Source organism: Citrobacter sp. Cb031 (genome assembly GCF_030336725.1).
In the GTDB taxonomy this organism is placed as follows: Bacteria; Pseudomonadota; Gammaproteobacteria; order Enterobacterales; family Enterobacteriaceae; genus Citrobacter; species Citrobacter braakii.
Genome location: NZ_JAOWDA010000019.1, coordinates 344190 through 364502 on the forward strand (window position 1 = coordinate 344190; position 20313 = coordinate 364502).

A 20313-nucleotide genomic window follows, 5' to 3' on the forward strand; every position below is an offset into this window, starting at 1 on the left:
CGGAAATATCCGGCCCTTTTTTTTAATTCATTCGCTCCACTATCATCGCAATGCCCTGACCGCCGCCGATGCACAGCGTGGCCAGTCCAAGCGTTTGATCCCGTGCCTGTAGCGCATGCAGCAGCGTCACCAGTATTCGCGCGCCGCTGGCGCCAATAGGGTGTCCCAGCGCAATTGCCCCACCGTTGACGTTAACCTTTTGCGGATCAAATCCCAGCGTTTTACCGACGGCAAGAAACTGAGCAGCAAATGCCTCGTTGGCTTCGATCAGATCGATATCAGAAAGCTGTAAGCCGCTCAGTTGCAGTGCCTTCAGCGTGGCGGGAACCGGCCCCATCCCCATCATAGCCGGAGCTACGCCGCCACTGGCCCAGGCTTTGATCCGCGCCAATGGCTTCAGCCCAGCCTCCAGTGCTGCGGACTCTTCCATTACCACTAATGCCGCTGCACCGTCGTTGATCCCCGAGGCGTTACCTGCGGTGACGGTTCCTGCTTTATCGAAGGCTGGACGCAATGCGGCGAGGCCTTCTGCCGTCGAGTCAGCTTTGGGGAATTCGTCACGCTCAAAGATGATGGTTTTCTTCCGTGATGACACGCTGACGGGCACGATTTCAGCCTCAAATGCGCCAGACTCGATTGCGGCAACGGCTTTACGCTGTGACTGCAGAGCCAGTTCATCCTGCATTTCGCGGCTGATGCCATACTCTTTGGCAACATTTTCTGCAGTGATCCCCATGTGGTAACCATGCTCGGCGCAGATCAGGCCATCGCGCAGAATCACGTCGGACAATTGCCCGTCACCGAGGCGATAGCCCCAGCGGGCTTTTGCGTCTAACAGGTAGGGGGCCAGGCTCATGTTTTCCATCCCACCCGCGACGATCGCCTGGGCTTGTCCGGCCTTGATAGCGAGGGCGGCAAGCGCCACGCTTTTCAGGCCAGAGCCGCACACTTTGTTGACGGTAAAGCCGCAAACGGTGTCGGACAGGCCACTTTTTAATAATGCCTGACGCGCTGGGTTTTGCCCGAGTCCTGACTGCAGCACGTTGCCCATAATCACCTCGTCCACGCGCTGTGGGTCAAGGTGCGCGCGTTCAAGAGCGGCTCTAATGACGGTTGAGCCAAGCTCGACGGCACCCGTAGTTGCCAGTGCGCCGTTAAAACTGCCGATTGCGGTACGTGCCGCGCTGACGATGACACAGTTTTTCATTTTTCAGTTCCTTTTATTAAGTTGTTGCCGTCAGAACAAGGTCAATCCAATAACAAAAATGACGCCGGAGAAGAGCAGGGCGGTGATGCAGTACCCCATAATGTCGCGTACTCCGAGACCGGCGATGGCCAGCGCGGGTAGCGCCCAGAACGGTTGTGCCATGTTCATCCACTGCTCACCGTAGGCGATGGCCATCACCGACTTGCCGAGGTCCGCCCCCAGTGCCTGAGCGGCAGGCATGACGAACGGTCCCTGAATAACCCAATGGCCACCGCCGGATGGCACGGCAAAGTTAATCAGGGCTGAACTGAAGAAAGTCATCAGTGGGAAGGTATCTTTGTTGGCAACGTTGATGAAAAATTCAGTAATGAGCCCACCAAGGCCGGAGTGCTCCATCATCAACTGAATGCCGGCATAGAAGGGGAATTGCACCAGAATCCCGGCGGTACTCCGTGCGGCAGCACTAACGGCACGCATATAGGCCATCGGCGTTTTGTGCAGCAGCAGACCGGCAATCATAAACATCAGGTTGACGGTGTTGATGGTGATGTTGAAACCTTTCTCGGCAAAGTAGATACCCAGATAGGCAATCCCTAATGCACCGATGATCAGCGCCAGAATGCGGCTCTCTTCCAGTTTTTCAGATGGCGGCGCATCCGGCGGCAGTTTCTTTTGAAAATCAGCTTCTTCCAATAAAAGTTTTGGATCGATGCTCACCACATCTGAAGGTTTTGGCGTCATCATCCGGGTGATAAACGGCATCACCACAATCAGGCCGAGCGTGATGAAAATATTGAAGCCGGTGAACAGGGTATCCGCGACAGGAATGAGGCCCGCTACGTGCTCGACCGGGTTGCCAGGCGTTGCCGCCAGCAAAGGCATTGAGCCGGAGAAGCCGCCGCCCCAGGTCAGGAACCCGATGTAGGCGCAGGCAATCAGTAACGGATAATCGGAACCCGGTACCCGACGAGCAACTTCGCGGGCGAACATCGCCCCGACCACCAGACCAAATCCCCAGTTAATAACGCAGGCAACTGAACCAAAAAAAGTCACCAGCATGACGCCCTGAGCGGGGGTTTTGGCGGCGGATGCCGCCGTACGCAGCAGGCTTTTCACCGGCCCGGAACTGGCTAACGCATGGCCGGTTACGATGATCAGCGCCATCTGCATACCAAACGCCAGCAGGTTCCAGAAACCGTCACCCCAGAATTTCACCATGCTGATGGGGGTCTGCGGCGTTAACCACAGCGCGATGCCAAAGGTCAGCAACGTTAATAACATGGCGAAAATCAGTGGGTCGGGCAGCCAGCGGCTGACTACCCGTGTCATAAAGCGAGCGATGCGGCCAATCATGCGTCACCTCGCAGGATGCGCAGATCGTCGGCAATTTCAAACTGTGCTTCGGTTTTTTCACATAGCGTGGCGATGTCGCATCCTTCGACGATTTCAGTCAGCCACATCTTGCCATCTATAAAGCGGAATACAGCCAGCTCGGTGACCAGCATATGCACAGCATGCTGTGCAGTGAGCGGCATGGTGCATCGACGCAGGATTTTTGCGGAGCCGTCTTTTGCGCAATGCTCCATGGCGATAATGACTTTACGCGCACCGGTCACCAGATCCATTGCGCCACCCATGCCGGGCACCATCTTGCCGGGAACCACCCAGTTGGCGAGGTTTGCCTGCTCGTCGACCTGCAACCCGCCAAGCACACAGGCATCAACATGACCGCCGCGAATCAACGCGAACGACATGGCGCTATCAAACATCGCCGCGCCCGGCAAAATACCGCACGGTTGGCCACCCGCGTTCACCAGGTCAGGATGGGCGGTGGTGACTGGGCCCAGTCCCAGAAAACCGTTCTCAGATTGCAGCGTAATGTGAATATCAGCAGGTAAATAGTTAGCTACCATCGTTGGCAGGCCGATACCTAAGTTGACGATATCGCCATCGCGAAGTTCTTGCGCCACCCGGCGCGCAATACGTTGTTTAGCATCCATGATTAGCTCTCCTGTGGAATGACGATATGGTCGATAACGGCGGCGGGGGTCACAATCTGGTCAGGCTGCAGCTCCCCTGTTTCAACCATTTCGTCCGGTTCGACCAGCGTGATATCAGCGGCGAGGGCAATCAGAGGGTTAAAGTTACGGGCGCTGAGCTGGTAGGTGAGGTTGCCAAGCATGTCAGAGCGGTGGGCGCGAATAAGCGCTAAATCGGCGCGTAATGGGCGTTCAAGCAGCCAGGTTTTACCCTCAAGCGTCATGGTTTGCTTGCCTTCTTCCACGATGGTGCCAACGCCAGTGGGGGTCAGAAAGCCGCCAAGACCCGCGCCGCCGCAACGAATCTGCTCGATCAGGGTACCTTGCGGAACCAGCTGTACATCCATCTCGCCGGCAATCATGCGACGACCGGTTTCCGGGTTTGTACCAATGTGCGAGGCAATCACTTTGCTCACCCGCCCATTGACGATCAGGGGGCCGATACCGGTATCGACAAAGGCGGTATCGTTAGCAATCAGCGTCAGATCTCTGACGCCGGACTCCAGCAGGGCTTCAACCAGACGAGGTGGTGTGCCAACGCCCATAAAACCACCGACCATGATGGTCATGCCGTCACGAAAGAAGCCCGCAGCGTCTTGTAAGGTAATCAGTTTTGTTTTCATTATGTTTCCCTTTTTGCATACTCCATTTTGGGTACGCTCAGGGAATTGCAAGCAGGGTGCCAGAATGACTAAAGAAACGTATTAATATTTAATTGATTGAATTTATTGGTTTATTTTTGTGGTCTTGGTGAAAGGAGACCACGAGGGGTTATGCAGAATTTTGCGCAGTGTGCAAAATTCTGCATAGCAAACTTGCGTATCAGGAACCCGATGGGTCGATGCCGTACTCTTGTAATTTATACATTAAAGCGCGACGGCTAATTCCCAGCATCAGCGCCGTGCGGGTGCGATTGCCGTCCTGATTGTCGAGGACTTCGAGGATAATTCGTTTTTCCTCACGTTTAATCTCTTCTTTCAGATTGCGTTCCCCGGAGTAAGTCGGTTTTGTTTCTGTTGTGGCGCTCACCGGGTTGCGCAACGGGTCGGGGAGATCGTCGGCAAAGATCACCGCACCGGTATTCATAACGACTGCACGTTCGATGACGTTTGACAGTTCGCGAATGTTACCGGGCCAGGGCCAGGCGGTGAGGATCGACATCGCCGTCGGGTCGATTTCGATAATATCCCGCTGATTTTCAGAGCTGAATTTTTGTAAAAAGTGGTTTGCTAATAAGGCAATATCTTCACGACGCTCGCGTAAGGGCGGCAAAGTCAGATGGATAACGTTGAGCCGGTAAAACAGGTCTTCGCGAAACGTTCCTTCCTTCACCATCGTTTGCAGACAGCGGTTGGTGGCGGCGACGATTCGAATGTCAACGCGAATGGTCTGGTGCCCGCCGATGCGTTCAAACTCCCTCTCCTGCAAAATGCGCAGCAGCTTGGCCTGCAGCACCAGCGGCATCTCGCCAATTTCATCAAGCAATAAAGTTCCCTGATGAGCGCGTTCGAACAATCCCTGGCGCAACGTCTGTGCCCCGGTAAACGCGCCTTTTTCGTGACCAAATAGCTCGCTTTCCAACAACGACTCCGGCAGAGCCGCGCAGTTAATTTTGATAAAAGGGCCATTGGCGCGTTTGCTGTTGTAGTGAATGGCGCGGGCGATCAGCTCTTTTCCTGTGCCGCTTTCACCACTAATCAACACGTTTGCCTGGGAGAGGGCGATTTTCGCCGTGTCTTTACAGATATCCATCATACGCGGGCTGGTGGTCAGAATATGTCCCCACTGCCAGCTGGTGGTCAACGCTTTATGCAGATTGCGGATTTCCTGTTTCATCTCCTGCAGTTGCAATGCGCGTTGAATCACCATGCTTAGCTCGTCGAGATCAAAGGGCTTAATCACGTAGTCGAATGCGCCGCTACGTAAAGCTTCTACTGCGGTTTCTACTTCAGCGTAAGCGGTCATCAGAATGACGGGGATCCGTGGTTGCTGCGTGCGCATAACTTTCAGCGCGTCGATACCGTCCATCTCCGGCATGCGAATGTCCATCAGCACCACGTCTGGCTGCGTTTCGCTAAACAGGCTCAGCGCGGCTTTCCCGTCGCTGGCGCAATGTGTCTCATGCCCTTGCAGGGAAAATGCGGTGGCAAGCATACGGCGAACATTTTCTTCATCATCAACGATGAGAATACGATAGGTCGTTTTCATTCTGACGGATTTCCCTGCGGGTTAAGAGGTAAAATCAGAGTGAATATCGCCCCGCAGCCAGGCTGGCTGGTTACGTGGATATCCCCCTGATGCGCGTTGATGATGCGCTGGCTCAGCGCCAGTCCAAGACCGGTGCCTGATGCTTTTGTCGTAAAAAAGGGATCGAATATTTTCTTCTGTATGGCGAGATCGATACCGTTGCCATTATCTTCAATCATCACGGCCTGTTGCGAGGCCGAGTATTGCCAGGTACGGATGCGAATTTCGCCTCGCGCAGCGATCGCCTGCACCGCATTGATTAAAATATTGAGGATCACCTGTTTGAGAAGCTCGCGATCGGCGACGATCGGCGGCAGGCTGGGATCTAATTCCGTTGTAAAGGCGATCCGTGCCTGTAGGCCAGCGGTTTGCACCAGGATTAGCGTCTCTTCAATGAGCGCATTGAGCCGAATCTGTTGCCACTGGCTTTGTCGTGGGCGTGAGAAATCTAACAGTTGCTGAATAACTTTATTGATGGAATCAATTTCATTCAGCACAACAGATAAATATTCCTGATGTTCCGGCAGCGAGGTTTGCTGGCGGATGATCTGGACGTACCCACGAATTGCGGTCAGCGGGTTTCGCACTTCATGCGCGACGCCGGCCATCAGCTCACCCAGGGTGGCAAGCCTTTCGGTTTGCGCCAGTCGACGCTGGGTCTCTTTACGGGCGGTTAAATCGGAGAAAATAACCAGCGCGCCAATCAGCTCGCCGTGTGCGTTATGGATCCGACTGGTGGTTACACTGATCTCAATGGTGCGTTCACGTCCTGGAAAGCTAATTTCCTGGGCCACATGTTCAGTACCGTGCTCAAGGGTGTCCAGTACCGGGCTATAAAACTGCGTATTGGCAAAGAGCGTCGCATAGGGCTGTCCGACCAGCTCATGCAGCGTGTAGCCCGTTATCTGTTCTGCCGCCGGGTTCATGGTGGTAACGTCGCCTTGCCTGTCGATGGCGATCACGCCATCTGCGGCATTTTCAATGATCAGATCGTTAAGGGTTTTGGTTTCCCGTAGCGTTTGTGCCAGCGCATTGACGCTACGGCTGATTTGTCCTAACTCGCCGGGGAGTTCAGGCAATCGGGTAGGGGTTTTTTGTGCCAGCGTGGAAAGCCCATCGGTGATGATGTCGATATTCGCACTGAGTCGGCGGGAGAAGTGCACGATGAGCAGCAGACTACAGATGAGCCCGGCAACCAGTACGGCAATAATCCTGACGTCCATTCTCCAGGCCTGCTGGCGGATATCTTCGGTGAGCTCATTGGCCCAGATATACCCAATAACCTCTCCCTGGCGCGCTATTGGGATCATCGAGTTGAGTATGTCGCCGCGAACCTGTCGCCCGGAATAGACCACAGGGGCGTTGCTACTCATCACTTCGCGTCCGGGATGATCCTCGGTGATGGTGATACCTACGTTGCCTTGGTAAAGCGCGGAGGGAGCGTAGGTGATAATGGCATCCAGCGCTTTGTGATAATACCCGGCGCCAATGCCGGGAAACGCTTGCGTAATGCGCTCGGTGATGGGGGCCAACTCTTGATTAAGCGCGCGAATGCGTGCTTCACGCGGCAAATTTGGGTAGTGACTAAAGCGGTCGCCCAGCGCATCGTTTAGCAGGGTTATCACCGATGACAGTTTTTTCTCTTTTTCAGATAAGACTGCTGAACGGCCTTCAGTTTCTACGATATAACCTATAGATATCGTCGGAATGATGACCATCAGGATGGCCATCATGATCATTTGGTTGCGTAATCGTCGTGGGTATAACCGACGAGCCAGCCATCTCAGGTCGCGCATTCTGACATCCGTGCAGTGTTTTTCAGGCAAACGATGATTATCACGGGTTAAGACAATGGTTTCAGAGCGGTGTATCATATTCCCGTAAAGAGAGGGCATTGCGACGCCGGACATTTACCGCTACCTTAACCACACTCTATTAATGCCCTGAGGCGGAGCTTCGCCCCTTTGAAATACCTTGCTTCCGTTCATTCAACGCTAAAAGTCTCACGCTATCTGTTCAGGGCGTTGGCGCTCCTGATCTGGGGGCTAATCGCATTTGCCTCCGTTTTCTACATCGTGAATGCGCTGCACCAGAGAGAGTCCGAGATTCACCAGGAGCTTAACCTCAGTTCCGATCAGGCCCAACGTTACATTCAGCGCACCTCTGATGTGATTAAAGAGCTGAAATATATCGCGGAGAATCGCTTAACGGCGGAAAACGGCGTGATGTCGTTGCGCGTGCGAGATGATAAAACCGCCGTGCCAAACTTCGAGCCGCTGTTTGCCGACTCCGACTGCTCGGTGATGGGCAACGCCTGGCGAGGTTCGCTGGAATCGCTGGCGTGGTTTATGCGCTACTGGCGGGATAACTTTTCCGCGGCCTATGATTTGAATCGTGTGTTCCTGATCGGCAGCGACAACCTTTGCATGGCCAATTTCGGTCTGCGTGATATGCCTGTCGAACGTGACGGGGCGTTGAAGGCGCTGCATGAGCGCATTATTAAGTATCGCAATGCGCCGCAGGACGAAAACGGTAATAACCTGTTCTGGATTAGCCAGGGGCCGCGGCCGGGGATAGGCTATTTCTATGCGCTGACGCCGGTTTATCTCGCTAATCGCCTGCAGGCGCTGTTGGGTGTGGAACAGCCTATCCGCATGGAGAACTTTTTCACGCCGGGCAGTTTGCCGATGGGAGTGACCATCCTTGATGAAAATGGTCATGCGCTGATTTCGCTCACCGGCCCCGAGGGGAATATTAAGGCTGAACCTCGCTGGATGCAGGAGCGCTCCTGGTTTGGCTATACGTCGGGTTTTCACGAACTGGTGCTGAAGAAAAACCTGCCCCCGTCATCGCTAAGCATTGTTTATTCAGTACCGGTCGATCTGGTGCTGGAGCGGATCCGCATGATGATCCTGAACGCTATTCTGCTGAATGTGTTGGTTGGCGCGGCGTTATTTATGCTCACGCGCATGTATGAGCGGCGCATTTTTATTCCTGCGGAAAGCGATGCCCAGCGTCTGGAAGAGCACGAGCAGTTTAACCGTAAAATCGTGGCTTCCGCGCCGGTTGGGATTTGTATTCTGCGTACGATAGATGGCATTAACATCCTGAGTAATGAGCTGGCGCACACCTATCTCAACATGCTAACGCATGAAGACCGGCAACGGTTAACGCAAATTATCTGCGGCCAGCAGGTCAATTTTGTTGATGTGCTGACCAGCAACAATACCAATCTGCAAATCAGCTTTGTGCACTCGCGCTATCGTAATGAAAACGTGGCAATTTGCGTGCTGGTTGACATCAGCGCGCGCGTTAAAATGGAAGAGTCGTTGCAGGAGATGGCGCAGGCGGCGGAGCAGGCGAGCCAGTCCAAATCGATGTTCCTTGCGACGGTAAGCCACGAGCTGCGTACGCCGCTGTATGGCATTATCGGTAACCTTGATTTGTTGCAAACCAAAGAGTTACCCAACGGAGTGGATCGCCTTGTGACGGCGATGAACAACTCTTCCAGCCTGCTGTTGAAAATTATCAGCGATATTCTCGATTTCTCGAAAATTGAATCTGAACAGCTGAAGATTGAACCGCGCGAGTTTTCACCGCGTGAAGTAATGAATCATATTACGGCTAACTATCTGCCGCTGGTGGTTCGCAAACAGCTGGGGTTGTACTGCTTTATCGACCCGAATGTACCGGTGGCGCTTAATGGTGACCCGATGCGTTTACAGCAGGTGATTTCCAATCTACTGAGTAATGCTATCAAGTTTACCGATACCGGCTGCATTGTGCTGCACGTGCAGTGTAACGAAGACTATCTCAGTATTCGCGTGCGTGATACCGGGGTTGGGATCCCAGCTAAAGAGGTCGTCCGCTTGTTCGATCCTTTCTTCCAGGTGGGAACCGGCGTACAGCGTAATTTCCAGGGAACCGGGCTTGGTTTGGCTATCTGTGAAAAACTGATCAGCATGATGGATGGGGATATTTCCGTCGATTCTGAACCGGGAATGGGTAGCCAGTTTATGCTGCGTATTCCGCTTTATGGCGCGCAGTACCCGCTGAAAAAAGGTATCGAAGGGCTTGTCGGCAAACGTTGCTGGCTGGCGGTGCGTAACGCGTCGCTGTACCAGTTTATTGAATCCAGTCTGGCGCGTAACGGGATGACGGTGCAGTGCTATGAGGGACAGCAACCGGATGCGGATGACCTGCTGATTGCCGACGATGTGCTGGACCAGGCGTGGCAGGGACGCGCCGCGGTGATTTTCTGCCGTCGTCATATCGGTATTCCGCTGGAAAGGGGGCCTGGGGAGTGGGTGCACAGCGTGGCATCGCCTCACGAACTGCCCGCGCTGTTGGCGCATATCTACAGCCTTGAGCTGAGCAGTGAAGAGCTTTCAACGGCGTTGCCAGCCCCGGATAAAGTTGCTGCAACTAACGATGACATGATGATTCTGGTGGTCGACGATCATCCTATCAACAGGCGTTTACTGGCCGATCAGTTGGGATCGTTGGGGTATCAGTGTAAAACCGCGAATGACGGCGTGGACGCACTCAATGTACTGAGTAAAAACCATATCGACATCGTGCTGAGCGACGTTAACATGCCGAACATGGATGGTTATCGCCTGACCCAGCGTATTCGCCAGTTAGGATTAACCCTGCCGGTTGTTGGCGTGACGGCTAACGCGCTGGCTGAAGAGAAGCAGCGTTGTCTGGAGTCAGGTATGGATAGCTGTCTGTCTAAGCCGGTGACGTTAGATGTATTGAAGCAGACGCTGACGGTCTATGCGGAAAGAGTGAGAAAGGCGCGGGAATAAAAGAGGCCGGATGGGGACGTTTGCCTTATCCGGCCTACGTAACACGCACAATATCGTGTCATTCGTAGGCCTGATAAACGCCGTGCCATCAGGCACGTCGATGTTAAAAGAATTACTCTTTGTCTGACGGACTCAGCGTGACGGAAGAAAGGTAATTCAACAGGGCGATATCGTTTTCCACACCGAGTTTCATCATTGCCGACTTTTTCTGGCTGCTGATGGTTTTAATACTGCGGTTGAGTTTTTTCGCGATTTCAGTAACCAGGAAACCTTCGGCAAACAGGCGTAGAACTTCGCTCTCTTTCGGTGACAGACGTTTGTCGCCGTAACCGCTGGCGCTGATTTTTTCCAGCAGACGAGAAACGCTTTCCGGGGTGAATTTCTTACCCTTCTGCAGCGCGGCAAGCGCTTTCGGCAGATCTGTTGGCGCGCCTTGCTTCAGGACAATTCCTTCAATATCGAGATCCAGTACCGCGCTCAGGATTGCCGGGTTGTTGTTCATGGTGAGAACAATAATCGACAGGCTCGGGAAATGGCGCTTGATATACTTAATTAACGTGATCCCGTCACCGTATTTATCTCCCGGCATGGAGAGGTCGGTAATCAACACATGAGCATCTAACTTAGGCAAATTGTTGATCAGTGCAGTGGAGTCTTCAAATTCGCCGACAACGTTTACCCACTCGATTTGCTCAAGTGATTTACGAATACCGAACAGTACAATCGGGTGGTCATCGGCAATAATTACGTTCATAGTGTTCATGTATTGGGCTACCTTGCTACAGCAAGCTCTTGACGTAATCGTCAATGTCGCTGATGTATTTTTCTATACCTGGAGCATCTTTCTCTTGAATAAGATGTTCCAGCGCTTCACATAACTGCTTGCCGGGTACCAGATTAAGCATGGCAAACACGCCTTTCAGGCGATGGGCCGTTTGGGCTAACGCAGCGAAATCGCTGGTTGCTGCCTCAGTATACAACCTCTTAACATCATCCGGTACTGTGTCTACAAAGAGTGCATAGTAACCACTGGCATGAAGTTCGGCGTTTTCATCTCCGCCGAGGGGGAGTTCCTGGATCTCTTCTTGTGCCAGCTGCTCTTCTATCAGCTCGAGGACAGCTTCCTGCATAGCATTGCTCATATTAAAGTTGACGCGCAGCTGACCAGGGCCAATTTTCCGCACGCCAGACTCATCATCGCTTAAAAGAAGGCCTGAGGCAGTAAGATTAGACGGATTATCTGTTAAAAAGAGATCATATTCTTGACTATTCAACCGCTCATCAGGCGTGATGCAGGTTGCTCCCCAGTTCTCCAGTTGGCGTAATACGATGCTGCGTACGTCATTAGAGGTGACATCAACCATTATGCAGACGTCATCTAACAAACGCTCTTCACTTTCAGCATGTTGATCGTGCAGCGGCATTTTAACATGGACTATATAACGTGTTCCAAGTTCTTCCCGAGCTTTAATGTTCAGGTGTCCACCTAGCTTGCGGGCGAGCTGATCGCATAACCAGAACGTCAGCGGGTTGGCCTTGCTATACCGATCGCCCTGGGTGTCATTGATGAACGGGAAGTGCAGGTTATCAACTTCATTCAACGTGACACCTTGCCCGGTATCCAGAATGCGGAAGGTCAGGCGTTCAGTCTCCGATTCATCCTGGTCGACTTCCAGCGTGATTTTGCCAATTTGCGTGGTGGTTACCGCATATTGGATCAGCAACAGCAAAATACGGCGCAGGGCATCGCGGTCGCCGCGGCGTTCATCATGGGCGCTAAGGTGATTTTTAATCAGTAGCTGCAGCCCTTTACGTTTAATGGCTGGCAGAACCTCCGGAACCACGTCATCAATTAACGACTGCACGGAAAACAGCGTCGATTCACTTTTCCAGGCGTCGCTTTCCAGCAGGTTGGCCAACTGGATTTCATCTACCATACGCACCAGAACGTCTGCCTGATTGGCCAGTTTCTGGCTGTCCGGGCTATTCAGTGCGGCAGCATTAGCGGCAAGTGTTTTCGCCGGGTCTTTCAGTGCGCTGCCGATATTCTGCATAAAGGCCGCCCGGGCCTGCTGGTTTTTCTCATACAGTCGCTGCGCTTGCTTCAGCTTCTTATTAACCAGCACTTCGCGGTCCTGGTCACGAATAATAAAGATCTGCGTTCTCGATGAGATCTGGCTGCGGAACAGCCGGATCTCATACAGCTCATTATTGATGGTGGCCTGAATCACCCCCTGATGCTGCTCCGCCATACTGGTAATGTTTTGCAAATTTAAATGTGGTAACAGGTGGTCGGCAATTTTATTGCTGATAACCGTGCGGTTTGCTTCTTGATCGTGCACCAGCAAGCCCAGAGGCAGCAGAGACACAATCTCTTCATTGATGGCGCGCAGAACACGCAGTTCATTATTTGCCGCAAGGTTTGGTGCCACTTCGGTGGAACGGGCAGGGAGGTGGCGAAAGGTGGTATAGCCAAACAGCGCCAGGGCCAACAAAGCAATGTTGAGTAACAGCGGCAGCAGAATGCTTTGCAAGGTGTCGAGCAGCAATGAGCCAAACGGAACCTGCCACACCAGCCGCATATCCGTTGAGTTTAGCGCCGAAGAGATCTCAATTTTACTGTTGTTGAAATTAATGCTGACGCTGTCAGGCGACTCTTTTTCATTCAGATGCTCGGTTGTTGACGTGGCATCTGGAACCAGATGGAAGCTGTCCAGCGGCATGCCGGGTGGGATCAAGTCATTAATCGGCAGGTCAAAGGCGACAACCGTTGCCAGATGTCCAGGCTGATTAAAGGTCGTGCGTAGCGTGAAGTAATGCCCGTTCTGCCACGCCAGACGGCGCAGTGAAGAGAAGCTTTCACGTTCATCCAGCGCATTGGCCTGTTGTAACATTTCCGCGCGCCGTGAATCGACAATATTACCAATCGTCGACTCTTTAAAACCGGAAGTCAGATCTTTTAGCGGCAACGTTGAGATAAGGATCAGGCTATTGTCCTGACCATTCAGGTAATACATAGACCACGGAACATTTTCCGCGCCCCACAGCGTATCAAGATAGGTTGAGATGCGTTGGGTCATCTCCAGCGTAGAACTGTCATGGGAACCGAAAATCAGCGCCTCGGTCTTTCTGCGCGGTTTCTCAAGATAATAGACGTCTTGTTTCAGACGCGTTTCCTGCAGTCCTTCTGCACCAGGTGAACTGGCCGTGGCGGCAATATTGTCATAGATTTGCCAGGTCACGTATCGCCAGGTATCGACCCTTTTATGAATGGCATGGGTGATATCGACAATCTGATAGCTCTTATCCTTTAACCAGGTGTTGACGGCGCTCTGGACCATAACGCCCATCATCACCAACAGCACAACGATCAGTAATAAGAAGAAACGGGTAATACTTCCCGGTAGCAGGGAGAATCGGGTAGAAGCCGTTGTGTCAGACTGACTCATTCGTGTTTATGACCTGTTAAACGACGCGAAAGATGATGGGGCAGTATAAAGGGTAATATATGAATTGCCACACTTACACCACGCCGGATGGCCCGCATTTTTTACGCTCCATTCTGTTGCAGCTATGACAATGCAAAGGTGTACAGTGGATAAAGGCGGGTACAAATATTTGTACGGAATGTATACATTTAGCATTAAATAACAAGAAATTATTAATCAGATTTATATCTGAATACGACGCAATGAGATAGTTAATAGTTGTTATAGTTTTGCATCGGTAGCACAGAACGGTAAGTTTTGTGTAAAGAAGGGTAAAAAAAAACCGAACGCGAAGCATTCGGTTGAAATAGGGGTAAACAGACATTCATGAATGAATGACGGTAATAAATAAAGTTAATGATGATAGCGGGTCTATTTTAGTTGCGAGTGAAGATTTTGTTTTGTCATTCAGTGCTATAACTATTTTCAAGGTAACCTATTGATTTTAAATTTAATTAAAATAGTTCTTGATTATTTGTGCTTATTTTGACTGTTTTTTGATTTTAAAAAAGTTCCCTCGTATTAATATTTTGAAACACCTATGCCGATAAATGAAACACCTTAAAAGTTTTAGTATCATATTCGTGTTGGATTATTCTGTGTTTTTGCGGAGAATGAAGTTGCCGACTGGTTAATGACCTTAATCAGTATGCAGTGGCATAAAAAAGCAATAAAGGCATATAACAGAGGGTTAATAACATGAAAGTTAAAGTACTGTCCCTCCTGGTACCAGCACTGCTGGTAGCAGGCGCAGCAAATGCGGCTGAAATTTATAACAAAGACGGCAACAAATTAGACCTGTACGGTAAAGTAGACGGTCTGCACTATTTCTCTGATGACTCCACTAAAGATGGCGATCAGACCTATATGCGTATCGGCTTCAAAGGCGAAACCCAGGTTAACGACCAACTGACCGGTTACGGCCAGTGGGAATACCAGATTCAGGGTAACTCCTCTGAAAACGAAAACAACTCCTGGACCCGTGTGGCGTTTGCTGGTCTGAAATTCGCTGACGTAGGATCTTTCGACTACGGTCGTAACTATGGCGTAGTTTACGACGTAACGTCCTGGACCGACGTTCTGCCGGAATTCGGCGGCGACACCTACGGTTCTGACAACTTCATGCAGCAGCGTGGTAACGGCTTCGCGACCTATCGTAACACCGACTTCTTCGGTCTGGTTGATGGCCTGAACTTTGCCCTGCAGTACCAGGGTAAAAACGGTAGCCCGGAAGGCGAAGGTATGACTGGTGTGACCGGCAACGGTCGTGATGCGCTGAGTCAGAACGGCGACGGCGTTGGCGGATCTATCACTTATGATATCGGTGAAGGCTTCGCGCTGGGTACTGCAGTCACCAGCTCCAAACGTACTGACGAGCAGAACCGTCTGAACTTCGGTACCGGTGACCGTGCTGAAACCTACACTGGCGGTCTGAAATACGACGCGAATAACGTTTACCTGGCAGCACAGTACACCCAGACCTACAACGCAACGCGTGCGGGCAACCTGGGCTGGGCTAACAAAGCACAGAACTTTGAAGCTGTTGCGCAGTACCAGTTCGACTTCGGTCTGCGTCCGTCCGTGGCTTACCTGCAGTCCAAAGGTAAAGACCTGAACAATGGTTACGGCGACCAGGATATCCTGAAATATGTTGATGTTGGCGCGACCTACTACTTCAACAAAAACATGTCTACCTATGTTGATTACAAAATCAACCTGCTGGATGACAACCAGTTCACCCGTGATGCTCGCATCTCTACCGATGATATCGTAGCGCTGGGTCTGGTTTACCAGTTCTAATCTGCGCTCATGTCGTTAAAAGGCCCTGCGGGGCCTTTTTTAATGCCGTTTTTTCGTCGTACAAACAACGATTTTTGGTGTACTCTTGCGCCCGTTCGCATGAGGATAATTACGTATGGAAGTGAATTTCTATCGCGCAGCACTACTGGCTGTGACGATCTTTTTTGTCGGGTGCGATGAAGCCCCGAAACCTGCCCAGACCACACAACCTGCCACCGTTCTGGAAGGTAAAACCATGGGCACTTTCTGGCGGGTCAGTGCGGTGGGCGTAGATGCCAAACGCGCCGGGGAACTGCAGGCGAAGATCCAGGCTCAGCTGGATGCCGACGATCAGCTTCTCTCTACCTATAAAAATGATTCTGCGTTAATGCGCTTTAACCTGTCGAAAAGCCTGTCGCCATGGCCGGTTAATGATGCTATGGCCGATATCGTGACTTCGGCGTTACGCATTGGCGCAAAAACCGGTGGGGCCATGGATATTACCGTGGGTCCGTTGGTCAATCTGTGGGGCTTTGGCCCGGATCAGCAACCGGTGCATATTCCTACGCAGGCGCAAATTGACGCCGCAAAAGCGCAAACCGGGCTTTCACATCTGAAGGTTGTTAATGAGGCGCATCGGAACTACCTGCAAAAAGATTTGCCCGAGCTGTACGTGGATCTCTCGACCGTTGGCGAAGGTTATGCCGCCGATCATCTGGCACGATTAATGGAGCAGGAAGGGATCGCCCGTTATCTGGTATCCGTTGGTGGAGCATTGAACAGCCGCGGTATGAATGCAGACGGGCTTTCGTGGCGAGTCGCGATTCAGAAACCGACCGATCGCGAAAACGCGGTGCAGGCGATTGTCGACATTAACGGGCATGGCATTAGCACCTCCGGCAGCTACCGTAACTATTATGAGCTGGATGGTAAGCGCCTTTCCCATGTTATTGATCCGCAAACCGGTCGTCCGATTGAACACAACCTGGTGTCTGTAACGGTAATCGCACCAACGGCGCTGGAGGCTGACGGTTGGGATACCGGATTGATGGTTCTCGGCCCGGAAAAGGCCAAAGAGGTGGTGCGTCGTGAAGGACTCGCGGTCTATATGATTATAAAAGAGGGCGAGGGGTTTAAAACCTGGATGTCGCCGCAGTTTAAAAGCTTCCTGCTCAGCGAAAAAAATTAAAAAGCAAGATTGCGGGTTTTTGTATCCGGCTATGGGGACACACTGAGGCTAAGCGCTATGCTTAACAAAGGAGTCCATAATGAAAAATCGTATACGCATAACTGATGATGACCGCTGGCAGTCCGTTGTGGATCGTGACGCCGACGCTGACGGTCAGTTTGTTTTCGCCGTCCAGACTACCGGCATTTTCTGCCGTCCGTCCTGTCGGGCGAAACATGCGCTGCGCAAAAATGTCAGTTTCTTTGCCGATGCCCGGCAGGCGCTGGCCGCCGGTTTTCGTCCCTGTAAACGTTGTCAGCCGGATAAAGACAGCGCCCACCAGCATCGGCTGGAGAAAATAGCCCACGCCTGCCAGTTACTGGAGCAGGAATCTCCCCTCACGCTGGACGAGCTGGCGCAGCAGGTGGCGATGAGCCCGTATCACTTACATCGCCTGTTCAAAGCCACAACGGGCATGACCCCCAAAGCGTGGCAGCAGTCCTGGCGCGCCCGCCGTCTGCGCGATGCGCTGGCGAAAGGCGTTCCGGTAACGCAGGCAATTCTCAACGCCGGATTTCCCGACAGCAGCAGCTACTACCGAAAAGCGGATCAGACGTTAGGCATGACCGCAAAGCAATTTCGTAAAGGTGGTGACAACGTTTCTGTACGCTATACCCTGGCAGATTGCACTCTGGGTCGCTGTCTGGTGGCGGAAAGCGAACGTGGTATCTGCGCGATCTTACTAGGTGATGATGACGCTACGTTGGTTGCGGATCTGCATGAGCTGTTTCCGGCCGCTCAGGATGTGCCAGCAGATACCGATTTTCAGCAGCGCGTGCGCGAAGTGATCGCCGCAATCAATGCGCGTGACGCGCCGTTATCGCTGCCGCTGGATATCCGGGGAACCGCATTTCAGCAGCAGGTGTGGCAGGCGTTGCGCGCAATTCCGTGCGGCGAAACGATGAGCTACCAGCAACTGGCCAGCGCCATTGGCAAACCGAAGGCGGTGCGTGCGGTGGCCAGCGCCTGTGGGGCGAATAAACTGGCAATCGTCATCCCGTGTCACCGGGTGATCCGCGGCGATGGCGCGCTTTCTGGCTACCGGTGGGGCATTGCGCGCAAAGCACAGTTACTGCAACGTGAAACGACTGGCGAGGAAACATAATGCTCGATCTCTTTGCGGATGCGAAACCCTGGCAGGAGCCGCTGGCGTCAGGCGCGGTTATTCTGCGACGCTTCGCTTTTGACTGCGCACCGTCTCTGCTGCAGGCGATAGCGGCTATCGCCAGACAGTCGCCGTTTCGCCAGATGGTGACGCCCGGCGGCTACACGATGTCGGTGGCAATGACCAACTGCGGTCGTCTGGGCTGGACGACCGATCAACATGGTTACCTTTATTCTCCTTTTGATCCGCTAACCGGCGCGCACTGGCCGCCGCTGCCGGATGCATTCGCTGACCTGTGCCAACAGGCAGCGACGGCGGCGGACTATGCTGATTTTCAACCCGATGCTTGTCTGATTAACCGCTACACGCCAGGGGCAAAACTGTCCTTACATCAGGATAAAGACGAACCCGACCTGCGGGCGCCAATTGTCTCGGTGTCGCTAGGATTGCCGGCCATCTTTCAATTTGGCGGCTTGCGCCGTAATGACCCCTTAAAGCGTTTGCTGCTGGAACATGGCGATGTGGTGGTGTGGGGCGGTACTTCGCGGCTGTTTTATCATGGGATCCAGCCGCTTAAGACGGGGTATCATCCGTTGACCGGAGACTGTCGCTACAATCTGACGTTTCGTCAGGCGGGTAAAAAAGAATAAAAATAAGAATTATTATTGCTGTCAGCGAAGAGATGTTTAAACTGCGGGCTGTTATTACTTGTCCGGGTTGTTCGCATGGAACTTTTACTTCTTGTCTGGCGGCAGTATCGCTGGCCATTTATCAGCGTCATGACGCTCAGCCTCGCCAGCGCTGCGTTGGGGATTGGGCTGATTGCGTTTATCAACCAGCGTCTGATTGAAACGGTCGACACCACGCTGATGGTGCTGCCGGAGTTTCTTGGCCTGTTGCTGCTATTGATGGTTGTCACTCTCGGCTCTCAGCTGGCGTTGACCACGCTCGGCCACCACTTTGTGTACCGCCTGCGTAGCGAATTTATCAAACGTATTCTGGATACCCACGTCGAGCGTATTGAACTGCTTGGCAGCGCCTCGTTGCTGGCCGGTTTAACCAGCGATATTCGCAACATCACCATCGCATTTGTTCGTCTGCCTGAGCTGGTGCAGGGGATTATCCTGACCATCGGGTCGGCGGCGTATCTGGCGATGCTGTCGACCAAAATGCTGCTGGTGACGGCTATCTGGATGGCAATCACCATCTGGGGGGGATTTGTGCTGGTGGCGCGGGTGTATAAGCACATGGCTACCCTGCGCGAAACCGAAGACAAGTTGTACAACGATTATCAGACGGTGCTGGAAGGGCGCAAAGAGCTGACGCTCAACCGCGAGCGCGCCGAGCATATCTTTAATCAGATGTACGTCCCGGATGCCAAAGAGTACCGTCACCATATTATTCGCGCCGATACCTTCCACCTGAGCGCGGTCAACTGGTCAAACATTATGATGCTGGGCGCCATTGGCCTGGTGTTCTGGATGGCGAATAGTCTGGGCTGGGCGGATACCGCCGTGGCGGCGACTTACTCACTGACGCTGTTATTCCTGCGTACGCCGCTGCTCTCTGCCGTTGGCGCGCTACCGACCCTGCTCACTGCGCAGGTGGCTTTCAACAAGCTGAATAAATTCGCACTGGCACCTTTTAAGGCCGAATTCCCGCGCCCAACCGCCTTTCCAAACTGGCAAACGCTGGAACTGCGTAACGTGGTTTTCCACTATCAGGATAATGCCTTTTCCGTAGGGCCGGTCAATCTGACGATTCATCGCGGTGAACTGATCTTCTTGATTGGCGGCAACGGCAGCGGGAAATCTACGCTGGCGATGTTACTGACCGGGCTATACCAGCCGCAGTCAGGTGAAATTTTGCTTGATGGTAAGGCCGTGGCCGTTGAAAAGCCGGAAGATTATCGCAAGCTGTTTTCCGCCGTGTTTACCGACGTCTGGCTGTTCGACAAATTGCTGGGGCCGGAAGGTAAAGAAGCCAATCCGCAGCTGGTAGCGAAGTGGCTGGAACATCTAAAGATGGGTCACAAGCTGGAGATGAACGATGGCCGCATCCTCAATCTGAAGCTGTCGAAAGGGCAGAAGAAACGCGTGGCGCTGCTGCTGGCTTTGGCGGAGGAGCGCGACATCATTCTGCTGGATGAATGGGCTGCCGATCAGGATCCCCATTTCCGTCGTGAGTTCTATCAGGTCCTGTTACCGCTGATGCAAGAAATGGGTAAAACTATCTTCGCCATTAGCCATGACGATCACTATTTTATTCACGCCGATCGTCTGCTGGAAATGCGTAACGGACAGTTGAGTGAACTGCTGGGCGATGAGCGTGATGCCGCCTCGCGTGACGCGGTGGCCCGCACTGCGTGATCCCACATGCCGCCGGTTTTTTATCCACCCGGCGGCACTG

14 protein-coding genes are annotated in these 20313 nt (G+C 52.8%); 6 read left to right on the top strand and 8 right to left on the bottom strand.

Annotated elements, in window-relative coordinates; all coding sequences use genetic code 11:
* Nucleotides 1-22 precede the first annotated feature (22 nt).
* The 6 genes from OGV93_RS02880 to atoS form a co-directional block, all read right to left on the bottom strand.
* Nucleotides 23-1207 (bottom strand): acetyl-CoA C-acetyltransferase, encoded by a 1185-nt coding sequence (locus OGV93_RS02880; protein ID WP_046275480.1) that lies wholly within the window; start codon nt 1205-1207, stop codon nt 23-25.
* A gap of 30 nt (nt 1208-1237) precedes the next feature.
* Complete coding sequence (locus OGV93_RS02885; protein WP_016153794.1) at nt 1238-2560, bottom strand: TIGR00366 family protein; 1323 nt, start codon at nt 2558-2560, stop codon at nt 1238-1240.
* On the bottom strand, nt 2557-3207 hold the full coding sequence (locus OGV93_RS02890) for a 3-oxoacid CoA-transferase subunit B (protein WP_287109347.1): 651 nt from the start codon (nt 3205-3207) through the stop codon (nt 2557-2559). Before OGV93_RS02890 ends, OGV93_RS02885 begins: the two co-directional genes overlap by 4 nt.
* Before the next feature lie 2 nt (nt 3208-3209).
* Nucleotides 3210-3869: an acetate CoA-transferase subunit alpha gene (gene atoD / locus OGV93_RS02895; protein ID WP_016153792.1), complete on the bottom strand. Its 660-nt coding sequence runs from the start codon at nt 3867-3869 to the stop codon at nt 3210-3212.
* A gap of 199 nt (nt 3870-4068) precedes the next feature.
* The gene (atoC, locus tag OGV93_RS02900) at nt 4069-5454 is read right to left on the bottom strand and encodes an acetoacetate metabolism transcriptional regulator AtoC (protein ID WP_019077262.1); all 1386 of its coding nucleotides are present in this window, start codon (nt 5452-5454) and stop codon (nt 4069-4071) included.
* Nucleotides 5451-7289 carry a two-component system sensor histidine kinase AtoS gene (gene atoS, locus OGV93_RS02905; protein ID WP_032947136.1) on the bottom strand — a complete coding sequence of 613 codons (1839 nt, stop codon included), beginning with the start codon at nt 7287-7289 and terminating at the stop codon, nt 5451-5453. Before atoS ends, atoC begins: the two co-directional genes overlap by 4 nt.
* 168 nt (nt 7290-7457) lie before the next feature.
* Between atoS and rcsC the strand changes: the two genes are divergently transcribed.
* Nucleotides 7458-10304, top strand: a complete 2847-nt coding sequence (rcsC, locus tag OGV93_RS02910; protein ID WP_287109348.1) for a two-component system sensor histidine kinase RcsC — start codon at nt 7458-7460, stop codon at nt 10302-10304.
* Nucleotides 10305-10416: 112 nt separating this feature from the next.
* On the opposite strand, the gene rcsB is transcribed toward rcsC, so the two are convergent.
* Together rcsB and rcsD are read right to left on the bottom strand one after the other, a co-directional pair.
* Nucleotides 10417-11067, bottom strand: coding sequence for a response regulator transcription factor RcsB (gene rcsB, locus OGV93_RS02915; RefSeq protein ID WP_003027592.1), 651 nt, complete (start codon nt 11065-11067; stop codon nt 10417-10419).
* A 16-nt stretch (nt 11068-11083) separates the two neighbouring features.
* Nucleotides 11084-13753: a phosphotransferase RcsD gene (rcsD, locus tag OGV93_RS02920; RefSeq protein ID WP_016157016.1), complete on the bottom strand. Its 2670-nt coding sequence runs from the start codon at nt 13751-13753 to the stop codon at nt 11084-11086.
* 738 nt (nt 13754-14491) lie between these two features.
* Here rcsD and OGV93_RS02925 point away from each other — a divergent pair.
* The 5 genes from OGV93_RS02925 (at nt 14492) to OGV93_RS02945 (ending at nt 20273) form a co-directional block, all read left to right on the top strand.
* Nucleotides 14492-15592 (top strand): porin OmpC, encoded by a 1101-nt coding sequence (locus tag OGV93_RS02925; RefSeq protein ID WP_016153787.1) that lies wholly within the window; start codon nt 14492-14494, stop codon nt 15590-15592.
* A gap of 115 nt (nt 15593-15707) precedes the next feature.
* Nucleotides 15708-16760, top strand: a complete 1053-nt coding sequence (gene apbE, locus OGV93_RS02930; protein WP_016153786.1) for an FAD:protein FMN transferase ApbE — start codon at nt 15708-15710, stop codon at nt 16758-16760.
* A gap of 79 nt (nt 16761-16839) precedes the next feature.
* Nucleotides 16840-17904, top strand: a complete 1065-nt coding sequence (gene ada / locus OGV93_RS02935; protein ID WP_101700081.1) for a bifunctional DNA-binding transcriptional regulator/O6-methylguanine-DNA methyltransferase Ada — start codon at nt 16840-16842, stop codon at nt 17902-17904.
* Nucleotides 17904-18554, top strand: coding sequence for a DNA oxidative demethylase AlkB (alkB, locus tag OGV93_RS02940; protein WP_019077256.1), 651 nt, complete (start codon nt 17904-17906; stop codon nt 18552-18554). The genes ada and alkB overlap by 1 nt, the downstream gene beginning before the upstream one ends.
* Before the next feature lie 75 nt (nt 18555-18629).
* Nucleotides 18630-20273 carry a multidrug ABC transporter permease/ATP-binding protein gene (locus OGV93_RS02945; RefSeq protein ID WP_287109349.1) on the top strand — a complete coding sequence of 548 codons (1644 nt, stop codon included), beginning with the start codon at nt 18630-18632 and terminating at the stop codon, nt 20271-20273.
* Nucleotides 20274-20313 lie beyond the last annotated feature (40 nt).